Annotated in this window: 10 protein-coding genes and 1 pseudogene; 2 read left to right on the top strand and 9 right to left on the bottom strand. The window is 43.5% G+C overall.

From position 1 onward, the window contains the following. The 5 genes from JUF10_RS07435 to JUF10_RS07415 all read right to left on the bottom strand — a co-directional run bounded on the left by JUF10_RS07435 (nucleotide 1) and on the right by JUF10_RS07415 (nucleotide 6295). A complete protein-coding gene (locus tag JUF10_RS07435) occupies nucleotides 1-2985 on the bottom strand; it encodes an MSCRAMM family protein (protein ID WP_203641581.1) in 2985 nt (994 codons plus the stop codon). 467 nt (nucleotides 2986-3452) lie between these two features. Beyond that, nucleotides 3453-3923 carry a GNAT family N-acetyltransferase gene (locus JUF10_RS07430; RefSeq protein WP_203641580.1) on the bottom strand — a complete coding sequence of 157 codons (471 nt, stop codon included), beginning with the start codon at nucleotides 3921-3923 and terminating at the stop codon, nucleotides 3453-3455. Nucleotides 3924-4491: 568 nt separating this feature from the next. After that, nucleotides 4492-5151 carry a GNAT family N-acetyltransferase gene (locus tag JUF10_RS07425; RefSeq protein WP_203641579.1) on the bottom strand — a complete coding sequence of 220 codons (660 nt, stop codon included), beginning with the start codon at nucleotides 5149-5151 and terminating at the stop codon, nucleotides 4492-4494. Nucleotides 5152-5460: 309 nt separating this feature from the next. Beyond that, on the bottom strand, nucleotides 5461-5844 hold the full coding sequence (locus JUF10_RS07420; protein WP_203641578.1) for a hypothetical protein: 384 nt from the start codon (nucleotides 5842-5844) through the stop codon (nucleotides 5461-5463). Nucleotide 5845: 1 nt separating this feature from the next. Then, complete coding sequence (locus tag JUF10_RS07415; RefSeq protein WP_203641577.1) at nucleotides 5846-6295, bottom strand: hypothetical protein; 450 nt, start codon at nucleotides 6293-6295, stop codon at nucleotides 5846-5848. Nucleotides 6296-6632: 337 nt separating this feature from the next. Between JUF10_RS07415 and JUF10_RS07410 the strand changes: the two genes are divergently transcribed. Beyond that, nucleotides 6633-6899 carry a type II toxin-antitoxin system HicB family antitoxin gene (locus JUF10_RS07410; RefSeq protein ID WP_203641576.1) on the top strand — a complete coding sequence of 89 codons (267 nt, stop codon included), beginning with the start codon at nucleotides 6633-6635 and terminating at the stop codon, nucleotides 6897-6899. A gap of 600 nt (nucleotides 6900-7499) precedes the next feature. On the opposite strand, the gene JUF10_RS07405 is transcribed toward JUF10_RS07410, so the two are convergent. Beyond that, a complete protein-coding gene (locus JUF10_RS07405) occupies nucleotides 7500-8369 on the bottom strand; it encodes a hypothetical protein (RefSeq protein ID WP_203641575.1) in 870 nt (289 codons plus the stop codon). Nucleotides 8370-8626: 257 nt separating this feature from the next. Beyond that, nucleotides 8627-9007, bottom strand: a complete 381-nt coding sequence (locus JUF10_RS07400) for a hypothetical protein (RefSeq protein WP_203641574.1) — start codon at nucleotides 9005-9007, stop codon at nucleotides 8627-8629. Between the two features lie 787 nt (nucleotides 9008-9794). Here JUF10_RS07400 and JUF10_RS07395 point away from each other — a divergent pair. Further along, nucleotides 9795-10511, top strand: a pseudogene (locus JUF10_RS07395) (IS982 family transposase); the annotation flags it as partial. Between the two features lie 408 nt (nucleotides 10512-10919). On the opposite strand, the gene rlmH reads toward JUF10_RS07395, so the two are convergent. Continuing rightward, nucleotides 10920-11399, bottom strand: coding sequence for a 23S rRNA (pseudouridine(1915)-N(3))-methyltransferase RlmH (rlmH, locus tag JUF10_RS07390; protein ID WP_048733629.1), 480 nt, complete (start codon nucleotides 11397-11399; stop codon nucleotides 10920-10922). A gap of 540 nt (nucleotides 11400-11939) precedes the next feature. Next, a complete protein-coding gene (locus JUF10_RS07385; protein WP_373301301.1) occupies nucleotides 11940-13316 on the bottom strand; it encodes a S1C family serine protease in 1377 nt (458 codons plus the stop codon). Between the last annotated feature and the right edge of the window lie 96 nt (nucleotides 13317-13412).

Below are 13412 nucleotides of genomic sequence, written 5' to 3'. Positions count from 1 at the left end.
TTATCCTCCTCTAGGGTGTGTGCGCCAAAGGGCGAGAGCCGATAGGGTGAGTATGAGCCCTAAACCGATGAACCAGATGATGCCCCGGCCCCCAGTGATTGGCAGGCTGTAAGGGTCATTCTTGATGTCCATCACTTTAGTTCCTGAGTCTTTTGAAACGGTAAATTTGTGCGTTGCGCCAACAACATATCCGTCTGGCGCCTTGGCTTCGATCAGCTTGTACTTGCCGTACGGGAGTCCCGTGACTTTAGTCGTTTCTTTCGCGGAACTCGTCAGTCTAGTTGCTTCTTCCGGCGTTTCTACCGTACCTTTCATCTTGCCGTCGCTGTCAAACGTCAAGTACTTGCCGGACTTGCTGCGAATGATAAACTCAGCACCTGCCAGTTGCGTGTCGTCAGTTCCATCAATCTTCTTAAATTGGTAGTCGCCTCGTTCAACCTGGTTCTTCACGGTAATCAGTTGGCTGTTTTTATCATTGGTAATTTCTACCTGGGCTGAACCGCTAGTGATTTCCCAACGATTGTCTTTGTATGCCACGGTGAATTTCTGCGGCGAAACATAACCTTCCGGAACTTCTTCAGTAAACGTGTACACTTCTTTTGAGTTCATCTTTTCCAGAACGATTTCGCCATCTTCATTGGTTCCAATCGTTCGCTGGTCATTCCCACCTTCAATATTAAAGACAACATCTTTGAGTCTTTCAGTGTCAGCAGGATTCCAACGATTGTCACCGATCTTTCTCAACGTCAATCCACGATTCAAATGGGTTACCACTTCATTCGTGTCGTTGTTCCAATCGTAGTCCTTGTCGGAATAGAAGCGGACATTGGCTTTGTTTTTAAAGGTACCGACAAAGTTATCGTCAATCTGGATCGTTATCTGGAAGGCAAAGTAGCCACCATTAAAATCTAGCTTTTCAATTTCTTTATCGGATAACTCATAGGTCACTTTCTGACCATTAATGGTCACTTTTCCTCGGTCGTCAGGAGCTACTATCCCAAGCTCGTCAGAAGCAAAATCAGTCACCACTTGACCATCCGTATTGTACAGTCGAATACTGCCTAAGGTGGTCGACATCCCATCGGGTAACGTATCTGTCAGCGTAATCCGGTTTGGTTTCGCGATAGATTCGTCCGGAATGCTGTAAGTTTTCTGATAAACCGTGTAGTTAAAACTGTCTATATCATCCTTATCACGATTAATCGTCGCCCCGTGCAAGTCGTTGTTTTCAATCCCAAATTTCTTCGAACGGTCGACCGTCTTCAGAGGTTTCTCTGGTTCTAGAGGAACAATCGAACCAGTAGAGAATGACTGCCAAGTGAAACCGGCATCACTTCTTAACATAAATTCGTGTGTCACGCCCACTAATGGGAAAGAAACAGCACCCTTCTCATAGTTGGGGGAGCCAAGGAAGTCACCCCATTGGTTTTCTCCCATATGGGGGAGGTATTCACCGGTGTCCTCATCTTTATCATAGACACCTTCACCGACACCTTCATACCAACCGTTCCCATGATCTTTAACCGTTGTAGGCTCAGACAGCATCCCTTTTCGGTCCGATTTTGTACCGGCCCATTCGTGGCGATTATTGTCATTACCATTTAACGAACCAAATGTGAAGTAGGACTTATATTCGCTTCCATCCGTTTTAGGGAAATCAAGGGCCCTGGTTCCGTCTTCATTCGTAAATGTGATGTCCAGATCAAATTTATGAATCCCATTGTAGATGATGCCAGAGTAGAAGTTGCTAGAGAAATCAATGTAGGCTGGCTGACGCCGATCTTTATTGTCGATAACGTACTCGTGGTATTCCATATTTGAAATCTCAGCGATAGCGCCCATTTGCTTTTCCGAGTTACTTGAGTCTGTATAGACACCAACGTTGGGATAATAAACACTGATAGTTTGGCCATCCAGCGATGGGTCATTTTGAGGCGATGATTTACTCCCTAACACCATGACCTGTGATTGTGCATTGGCCTTTTGCTGAAAGGAGACGTAATAGTGTGTTCTAAAGAAAGTATCAGTGTAAAAGCCCTCAACATTATCTCCATTAGCACCTGACGACTTAGGAACGACCTCAACACCTTCTTGTTTTCGAAGCGTTCCCCCAATTACCATCTTGTCATCGGACCAGCTTCCAATTTTAACCTGCCCACGTTGGATCTTAATTGCGGCCCCCGTCAGCTGATTAGCTGGATCAACCGTTTGGCTCATCCGACTAATCTTAGTCGCAGGTTCCGCGTCAGCGTCCGCATCGTCATCTGCGGCTTCTTCGCTTGCTGACTTGCTGCTAGACGTTGTTGCCGTCTTGGATTTCGTTGACCGTGACCGTTGCTTGGCCGATTGTGATTTTTGACTCGTCTTTTGTTTTGCAGCTGATTTTGAGCTTGAAGTAACTTTGCTACTGCTATTACTGTTGTTATTACTATTATTGTTGTCAGTAGCAGGCTTGTCGTTGTCATTATTACTGTTGTTGTCATTCTCCGTTGTCGTCTCCGAACCCTTATCGCTATCTGCCTTAACAGCTAACGTAGCGAGCCCGTACGTTTCGTTTGTGTTCACAACTTGTAATTCAAGCTGTAACTCGTCCATCATCAGTGGGTCGGCTACCTTCACGGGCACGACCACTTTTACTTTTTGGGCCTGGTCTTGATCGTTGTTGAGGAGTAATCTGCCCTCTTGATCAATCTCAGCCGTGATGTCGTTCTCCGGTTTCAAATCAGTAATTTCTTCACGAACAAATTGTGCGTGCTCCTGATTTTCTAATGCGATGACCGTATCCCCTGCCGGTACCTTGAGTGTCATCGCCGCTTGCAGGTCTTCCGGCTGATGACTCGTAATGTTTTTTACGTCCCCGCCAGATTTATCTTGGAGGGCCGCCGTACGGATAACGCCATCGCGCTTGTGTGCTTGGATCCGTACAATCGATGTCAAACCAATGAGACAGGTTACTAGGAAAAATATTCTTAGCCATTTTTTCATGGGGCACTCCTCCATATCAAGCGGGTGTCGAGCTGTCTTGTTATTCAATGAACTAAGAATACCAATCAAATATGAAAAAGTTATGAATATCATATGTAAAATATAATACTATTCATATGGTTGGTGTGTTATACATTAAAACAGTTGTGATAACTCTTAAACTATTTCCGTTAGACCTTATCGTATTTCTACTATATAATACTGTTCTCACCTTGCTAATCACCGTCCCTCCAAGCCCGAATTCTACCGGGGTTATCCCTGCGTATTCCTCTTCTAAGACTCCTTATACAAAATAGGGGTAACCAACATTATTATAGAAATGTCGGTTACCCCTTTACTACTCGATATTATTTAGTGCTGGTGGCGAAAGTCATCGATACTAGTTTTTTCGATCGTGTACGGCGTCAATTCATCTTCCGTGTCGTAACAACACCAGTATAACTAGAAAAAATGTCCGCTCCCAAATGCTAGAGTGCCTTCGTCAGAATATACTGCTCGCCATATTGACCAAAACGTCGACGACCTGTATCTACAAAGCCCACTTTGTCATACAGCTTTTGGGCTGGGACGTTTTCAGCTTCTACTGCGAGATTTAATGTAGTTGCCAATGGAAAGTGTTCTCGGGCAAAAGCGGGTAATTGCTGTAACATCTGAGTTGCAATGCCTTTTCCACGCTGTGTTTCTGACACCGACAGTGACCGAATCAAAATTGCCGTTGCTGGATCAGCCCCCACTTCGCGAACATCTTCATTTCTAGTCAAGACAAAGAATCCCACCATTTCAGAACCTACCATAACTAGAATGGGCATTCGCTCCGGGTCACCCAGTGCAATCGCGAGTGCCTGCCGCGGGGTGGCAGTAAACGTTGGGTCTTTCAGGGGATACTGTGCGATACATTCTCGATCCCGTTGCGTATCTTGATAAATTTCTAGCTTCATTATATCTGGCCTTCTTCACAATCTGCTTAAACTCTATAAATGTTTCATGTGAAACATCTTTCGATTCTAATCTCATGCTATAAGAAGTTCTTTCGGAAAACAAGCCTAATCTATTCAAATTAAGCTAGCACCACAGAAGGTCCCCCCATCCTATTAGGAATTTAAGGGCGAACGATTCCCGAATCAATCATCAACCTGTGCGTGACCAACGACACTACCCTACAGGCGCACTACGACTTCTTAGCGGACCACGAGTAAAAATTGGTAAGCAAAATGGCTCGGTTACAGCACACATTGGACTTTCTGCGGTGGAAGAAGTGGTATTACAAGACGGCGTTGTAGGCCGGAACCGAAAGTATTCACTATTTGCTGTGAACGAATCGTTCACGCGGAGTTTGAGCAATTGGTGGCGGATGGGGCTAGTCCTGAAAAACTTGGGGAAATTGAGTAAAAAAATGACCGACACCTCATCACTTGTCGGTCATTTTAAATTACGGCATACGGGTTTCACTAGTAAACCACTAGCATCAGGCCGCCATTATTTATCCAAGCGACAGAGTTAGTCAATTTAAACTTCATCTGATAACTTTAGTGTGTACACGTGCTCAGTCGAAATCTTAGTTATCTTGTCCAATTCGGCAATGTGCCTTTTCTGGCCAACGTAGTACGTTTCCGAATCAATTGCGTAATCAACCTTGTTACCATCCGTGTCGTAAACGTCAACTTCATGTTCAGTATTAACTTTAAAGTCAGTCCACAAGGGGACTTGGTTGTGCTGGCTATGGGCGGTCACAATGGACGCCTGATAACACAGTTGAGCACCCAGTGAGCGATACAGACTGTTGGCTGGCACGTCATCTAGCGTATAAATCAGGAGTTCCCCACCCCGTGGCTGTAGTCGGCGAATAACCTCGTTAATCAAATCTCTTGCAATCCCCCGATGCTGGTAGTCAGGATGCGTAGCCACCGCATCAAGCGTGGTCAGCACAGTACCCGCCTTAAACCCATAACTTTCGGGGTTAGCCTGAGTCGCATCCAAATAGACGGCATCAACCAGACCAACAACTTGTTTATCACTCATTGCAACTAAAGAAATTCTACGGTTTGCGGGAATATCATCCCGCTGATTAGTGATCTCATCGGTAAACGAGCTATGCATGTAAGCCAATGCGCGACAACGGAGCCAACTTTCCTTTAGGTCCGGCGTGTAGTCTTGAATGCGAATCATTTTTCATCCTCCTTGACATTCTCTAATCTTATTTTAATATAGCATTCAGCTAAAGTCACTAAAAAATGAATGGTCGCTCGGACGAAAGCATTATTATTCAGTTTCATCATATCTTTCTACTTTTTGGCAAGGAGAAAGTTGGCGTACTGGCCTTTTAACTGCTTAGGATGGTTTGGGGTTCACTATCGATTTCTGGTCTTAGAGACCGTTTTAGGCATTATTAGTGGAAACGGACCGGTAAATATGAATCTAGTGTTGTACTTCAATTTTAAATTGAGCGACTAAATTTACTCAACCATATCAGTATCGCTAATCCTGCTTCCGTAAGTTAGGCATGATAGCCTTTAAAGATTCATCTGTCACACGTAGCGGCTGAAATTGTGAATCAACTAAAAGGATATCCGCAATCCCTCTATCTTCACCTTGAGTAATCACTTTTCCGACAGCTGCTCCACAAAAACTCAGTAGTTGGTGCGCAATCGCTGGTCTCATCCCAATATTATAATTAACCTTATTCTGAATTGCCGGATACGTCCATGCCTTTGACATCTCTTCTGGCAAATCAAAGTCATCTTTAACGATTTGATTGGAAACCCTATACAGATGCTCGAGGCCCGGGGCGACATCACGTGTAAATTCAACCCTCAAGAAATCATTTCTTATGCTGGCTAAAATCCTATCTTCTTTTCCCATCTTAGCGTCTGATATATCTGGACATATTACTTATTACTACACTAGGAAACTCTTGAGTAATATTATAACGGCTAATAGCGACAAATTCTCCATCGGCAGCTCTAATTTCATTCAATGTTTGTGAAAAATCTAAAGAAGCGTAAAAAATTGACTCATGTGGCTCATTTAATCTACCAAAGTTACTAACAAATTCCGATGGTACCTCCCAATAGTCTTGCTCAGTCCATTTCAAGAGAGTATTCATATTACTCGATTGAAGTTTCCTGGCACGATATAAATTTATATTCGGTCCATATCGCACAATTTTTTCCGGCAGCTCATATTGACCATTTATTGTCATGGCTTCCATAATTGCTTTGAGCAGCTCTTGCTGAGACATCTGTTTCTTATCCATCTCCTGAAAGTGCTGAATTTGATGTTGTAACTGCTGAACCTTCTCAAGAATATCCATAGCTCTTCTCCTTATGTAACTCTGACTACAAAAAATGCTTCGCCAAATAATATCCAATAATCAGAAATCCCTATCACTTATGATACGAAAATCCGTAATGACCTACTTTGCGATAATCCACCACATTAACTCTAATGGAATCATCTTGGGCTCCATTCCCCAACCAGTAAGTATTGACTCTCTACCTTCATAACCAATTACAACTCATTATATCTACTTCTTCACCTTTTGAATGACATAGCCAATTTTCCAATACTGCTTGACATACCCAAGGCACAACGTATAATTACACACTACTAGTCTACTCAAAAAAATTCCATAGCGAGGTACTTTTATCATGTCCGAATCAAAATTCACATCTTATCCAGCTGTCTTTAGTCAAGTTGGTCACCCTATTACCGTAGTTTTCCCCGACATCCCTGAACTAACGGTATCTGGCGAAAACTATGCAGAAGCTATCGTCAATGCTACTACTTCATTAAAACGTTACCTAGAAAAAAATCGCAACTCAAATCCATCAAGTAAACCATCAGCACTCAAGAATGTGCGTGATAGTTTCCCTAAAAATCTTGTTCAGCTTGTAGCTGTTGAATTAAATAACTAGACCACTCAGAACACATGCAATTCATACCTAAGGCAATCTCTTGCAGAGTCGGCTTTTATTATTTTGCGCTTTTATTATTTTGCAGATGAATCCCTATTTTCACTAATCCACCGGCTATCAGGAAGATTGGGACTGCCCTACCCTCATAAGCCTAAACCCGTGCAAGAATAAGCTCAAAACACGTAAAACTCAATTGAAATGACCTAAGGAATGAATGGGTCACGTTCATTGTCATAAGGGGTAGAAATGTCTGCACTCTGACGCGATAGCTAAGATGGTCCTAATAATCTACGAGGATAATCATGCTGAATCATTCCCGACCAATCATCTAAAATGAATCGACTACTGATTTACCATCCGTCCGCATAGCGGGTGGCTTATTACTTTACACGCTTTAGCGTGTTCAACCAGGCCTAAGATATCAACAAAATTGGATGACAAGTCCCCGGAAAAATACCGAAAATCCGCTATCCAGTAAACATTCTAATTCTGTGTCCAACTTTAAGAAGCCACTTCACTTAATTCATTACACAAGCACTCCTAATATTAGTTAAGCCGATAAAAAAGAAGGGGATAGCTCCCCTCCTAATTACTACACTGCTAATCTGGAATTGATAGGAATACTGTCAATCGTTTTCCATCAAAATCAATGGCAGATTCATCACGTAAAATAGCTTCCAGATTTCCATCAGCATCTTGCCCAAGTTCAACTGCCGATGTTACTTCTACTTGATGTTCCATCAAGCCTAATTTTGCATGTAAAGACTCAATTCGTCGGTGAAGCCCTTGCTGATATTGAAAAATGTCAGGATACAACTTCAATTTTAATGTATGTTCTTTAAACTCTAGAACAATTGTCGCATGTTCTTCATCCCGATCTGAAACTGATACTTCTTCCAAATATCCACCAGTCACTACCGTTTGACCCAAAGATTGTTTGCTAAGTTGTCCAATCTCTCTGTACGTCATATGCACATTCCCACTTCTCTCACCGTCAATGACCCCAGCAGTGGGCGTCGTCGTTGGAATAATCCGTGTAACTGATTTTCTTTTAGTATTAGGTGTAGTTTTACCAGATGGTTTATTTTTAGTTCTCTTGGGATTAGGCTTTACATCTTCTGTTGGATTCGGGTTAAATAAACGTTTTCGCATTGTTTTTAATCGCTTTTGCATAGCATTCGAATCCAAACGACCATTAATAATTTCACCAGTCTTCTGCAACTCCTTACGCTCTTCACGTTTGAAGTAATCAGTACAATCCGCATCATGGTTTTGTCCATTTCTAGTCTTCAAGTGAGCGACCCTTTTAGCCGACGCATGAGTAAATGTAAGAAGGCAGCCACAATGAACACATACCAAACGGCGTAAAATTTCCGAGTTATCCGGTAAGTCCACCAATTCCTTTAATTCGTATACTTTGTTGGTTTTCGAGTCCTTGGCACTTTTAATTTTAATTTTCATTTCATTCACCTTTCTATATCCCTTATTAGCTTACTGTTGATTCCAGGACTGGTGAACTTAGGTGTTCAAACGCATAAAAAAGCCTCCTCAATGAATTACTCACCAAAGCGACTTAAAAACGAGATACGAAAAAAGTTTTACGTACCTCATGATTTTTGTTAGAATAGAACTTGTATTGAGTTACTAATCTAACATTGGCACTTTGATGCCGAGCGAACTGATTTGCAGATCAGTTCGCTTTTTTTTATTCACTTTTTTAGTAAGGGTTATTTTTTCAAGATTGTAGCTTCGCCTAAACTGAACGTCAGAACATTGCCATCCGGATAATACTCGCCTCTAATCTTATAAGTATTACTTTCTGTGTCCCAATCCATCATTTCACTGATTCGTTCAATCAAATCCTGATAGTTCCAACGAACCATAACATTTTTTCTTCCAGGCTTAAAAAAATACGTTGACTCCTCCGTCTGTTCATCTACGGCTTGAATAGCAATCATTTTGTCCTTATCATTTATTAAAAATTCGACATATTCTGGCTTTCCTAGCCTAATAACCGCCGTTTTGCTGAACGCCATTCCATTCTTGCCAATCGTAACAGTCGACACGCCTGGAGAAACTGTATATGGTGTAAAATTACTCAGGTCCATCTTCATCCCTCCCAACATATAAAGTACCACAAATGAAGTTTGTTTGTCAAATCAATCGTCATTTTTTGTACTTTTTTTTGCGTTTTAAAATAGATACATATCTTTTAGACATCTAAAATTGCATTTTTCGAAAGCATATGGCGTTCAGATTAACGCTGTGCTTGTCGAAATAATGCACGTCCTTTATTCAGTTTCGAAAATGTTTTCACTTATAGCCCAACACATCCCAGGCTTAAAGCGTATTCATTTTATCTATCACTATGTTCCACGTGAAACACATAACATGTCTACTACAACTAAACCTACCTATAAAATCTTCTATTACTAACAATCAAAATATAACGACCATATATACTCCAGAGATAAACTTGCCTTGATAGTGGCTACTACTTAAAATCATGAGATGAACATTTTTCAGTACTACTGGTTTTATCTGTGCTTTATTTGCCATCAATAATTATACTGATTATATGACTATGTCATGTAAAGCATTCTAACCATAATAAAAAAATGATTATATTCATTAGCAATCAAGCAAACTCTACTTCCGGATTCTCAGGCTGCTTAAACCTGACCCACCACCTCGACGAATACCCAGTCTCAATCAGTATAGAGATAATCTCAAATACTATAACATCTAGTCACAGTAACCTACGAAAAGAATGAGTCATGTTTACTTCGTAAGGAGTAGAAGCGTCTGCACTCTGACGCAATAGCTAAGATGGTTCTACTAATCTACGACGGTTATCAAGCCAAGAAATTCCCGGCTAATCATCTAAAATTAATCGATTATAAATTGGCCAAATTGAGCGATATTAACTTATTGGCCTTACTTTGTTGGCAGGTTGAACTGGGCATTACTGACCAGCGTCGATTTTACCGACAGCTTATAAGCCTAGGATTCTCTGACCTTCCTGAGCGCTCTAGATTTTGCCGGCTTAGCGTGCGCGCTGGTACGATACTCAAATTGATACGTAACGGCCTGATTAAAACTGTCATTCCCAAGCCAAGGTATACCATTATTGATAGTTTTCCAATGCCTGTTTGCCATCCGATCCGCAATCATCGTGCCAAACGTTTCAAACCAATCGCAAATATTGGGTTTAATGCGACGAAAAAACAGTGGTATTACGGATTCAAGGGCAGTTTTGAAGTGACCGACCAAGGGATTGCGGTTGCGTACACGATTACGCCGGCTTCCGTTCACGACATCAATATGGTACAAACATTGGTAGACCAATACGTATGCCCATATATTCTAGCTGATGTCGGCTATTTGGGGAAAAGTTTAAAGTACATGTTAGCCGATGACGGGATTGGCTTTTGGACACCCCTACGCCGTAGTATGCTTCATGGCAGGGTTAACGACCAATTATTAAAACGTGATCGAAGGTATATTGAAACCGTATTTTCTCAATGGGGAGATAGATTTAACCTCGAAAGAAATCGAGCACATTCATTAGAGGGTTTTCAAACGAGAATCGAACAATGCTTGTTGGTGGATAGGTGGATACCCTTGAGAAAATCAACTAGCACCAAGCGTACGTCTATAGTTCAAAAAAATCTGGTACCTATAAGCTTAAAGTCCAAAAATTACGCAAAGGATATGGCGGCACTGTATATTCCTTCAACCCAAATCAGGCTTTATTATGGATTAGTCATCGTAAAATCAATGGTCACAAGTATCGTGTTATGAAGAGCTACATGCGCCAAGGCTACTTTAATGTCGCTACAAAGAGTAGGGTTTCCCGTGTTGCTAGCTACCAATACAATGGAACGAATTATATGAATCAAATAGGAAAATGACTAAAAAAGAGAGCATCGAACAGCGTGTCAGCTATTCAATGCTCTCTTCTTCTCACCTAATAATACCTCACAATCATCAGCTACCACTATCTAATTAGAAACCCCATCACTTATGATACGGCGACCCCTCATTAATCATAAACGCCCGATAAACCTGTTCCGTCAGCACCAACCGCATCAGCTGGTGAGGCAGCGTGAAGCGGCCAAACGAAATCTGGGTGTCCGCGCGCTTCAAGACCGCCGGCGTGAGGCCCAGCGAGCCGCCGATGACGAAGGTGATGTCTGAGTGGCCGTATGTCGTCAGGTCCTTGATTTCCTTGGCGAACTCCTCCGATGAGCGTTCCTTGCCCAGGATGGCCAACGCATAGACGTATTCGCGGTCCTTGATCTTGCTCAGGATGCGTTCGCCCTCCGCCGCCATCACCTGATCCATTTCTGCCTGCGACATGCTTTCTGGGGCTTTTTCATCCGGCACCTCGACGATTGAAAATTTGCAGAATCTGGAGAGCCGTTTGGCGTACTCCGCGATTCCCTGTTTGAAGTACTTTTCCTTCAGCTTACCCACGACGACAAACTTGATGTTCATAATTATCCTCCTGTGCACAGGTTGTCCACAAAGTTATCCACAGGTGCACAACCTGTTTTCCTAGATATGGGGGTGACCGTTTGACCGACCCCCCACATTTGTTTTTTGATAAAATGTCAATCTCTAATTAGTTATCCACCGTTTTCTGGTGAAACGTCCGTTCGGACTATCCGCTTACAATCCGCATGGTTACTGGGTTTAGCCGCCATTATTCAGCTAAAAACTTTTTCTATCCACAGTTATCCACCGAGTCTGTGGATAACTTTTGCACCGGTTCCATTGCCGGCCCTGACCTGTTTATAACTTTTTTGCCGGGGCGTTTCTTTTTTTGTCCCCCGACTTATCCACAGTTATCCACAAGCGGATTTTGCCGTCTGAATTACTTGTCCCATTTCAGTGCTTTCGTTCGGCCGGACAACCAACGGAGACGTTTTCATTCAACTGGAGTTGTCCTTAAACTTCGGCTTTTCATTAAACAGTTTATCATAACCAAAAAGCGACCGGTGAGAAAACCCACCGGTCGCTTTCATTTTGGCTAAATTATGATTCGGAATTAGCTGACGTGGTCGTCTTCAATTGCGACGTCGTTTCGGTCAATTTGACCTTCGTCGTCTTCTTCTTACCATTGTGGTAGTAAGTCATCGAGACCGTATCGTTCAGCTTGTAGGTGTACAGGATATCACGCAACGTGGATTGGTCCGAGATCTCGTGACCACCCATCTCCGTAATGACATCGTACTTGCTCAAGCCAGCCTTCTTCGCCGGTGAGCCAGCGTTCGCGCTCATCACCACGACCCCGTTTTCCACACTAGATGGCAACTTCAGGATCGACTTCTGTTGTGAGCTCGACACGTTGGCCAAATCGACGTAGGTGATGCCCAACGCCGGCCGGACAACCTTGCCCTTCTTGACCAATTGATTGATAATGTTGACCACTTCGTTCGATGGAATGGCAAAGCCCATCCCTTCGACGCTGGTCCCTTCGGCATCACTGGCAATCTTTGACGACGTAATGCCGACGACTTGGCCAGCCACGTTGATCAGCGCCCCACCGGAGTTGCCGGGGTTGATGGCCGCATCGGTTTGGATAACCGTTGCGTTCCCAGTCTGCGTGCCGGCCGAGTTCGTCGTTTCCACGGTCCGTTTCTTAGCGGAAATGATTCCTTCCGTCAGCGAGGTCGCGTACTGGCTACCCAGCGGTGACCCAATTGCCAACGCCGTTTCGCCGACCTTGATCTTGTCGGAATTCCCGAAGGAAGCGACCGTCTTCAAGTCCGCGCCATTGACCTTCAGCACGGCCAAGTCGGTCACGGAGTCTTTCCCGACCAATTTCGCCTGGAGCTGCTTACCCGAACTCGTCACCACACGCAGCGCCGATGACCCGGACACCACGTGGTTGTTGGTCACGATGTAGGCCGTATTGCCGTTCTTCTTGTAAACGACCCCGGACCCTTCGGACGCTTCTTCCAGTTCTGACTTCGACTTCGAACTCGAGCTAGAGGATTCCTGGCCGAACAGTTGACCTAAAGTACTGCTGTTGCTCTGTTTCTGCAGGTTGATCACGGAGACCATGGCACCCTTGACCTGATTGAACGCCTTGGTCGACTGATTGTTCACGTTGACCGTCACGTTTGAAGTCTTGGTATTCCCGGTCGTATTACTCCCACTAGGAACAGCCGTGTCATTTAACCCACTATTATTAATGTAGTTAATACCACCGTAAGCGACACCCCCACCGAGAAGCCCGGCAACGGCTGCGGTTACGGCGACCTTGGTTAAGGTCAAGCCCTTCCGTTGCCGTCTAGGCGTTTCTGGGGTTGGCGTTACCTCACTATTATTAGTTGATTGGCTGTTATTAGTTTCTTGCCTATTATCATTGTTGTTATCATTAAATTGATTATTGTTGTTATTATCCATAGCATTGCGCGAACGCGCGAACCCTCCTCATTCGTCGGTCAGCAGGCCAACGTCCCCCGACCGTCTAGTTTATAAATACTATCATAACGACCGAGT

The sequence above is a fragment of the Levilactobacillus andaensis genome (genome assembly GCF_016861695.1).
Taxonomy (GTDB): domain Bacteria; phylum Bacillota; class Bacilli; order Lactobacillales; family Lactobacillaceae; genus Levilactobacillus; species Levilactobacillus andaensis.
The sequence above is the reverse complement of the archived record's forward strand: the minus strand, read 5'-3'. Positions and strand labels throughout refer to the sequence as shown.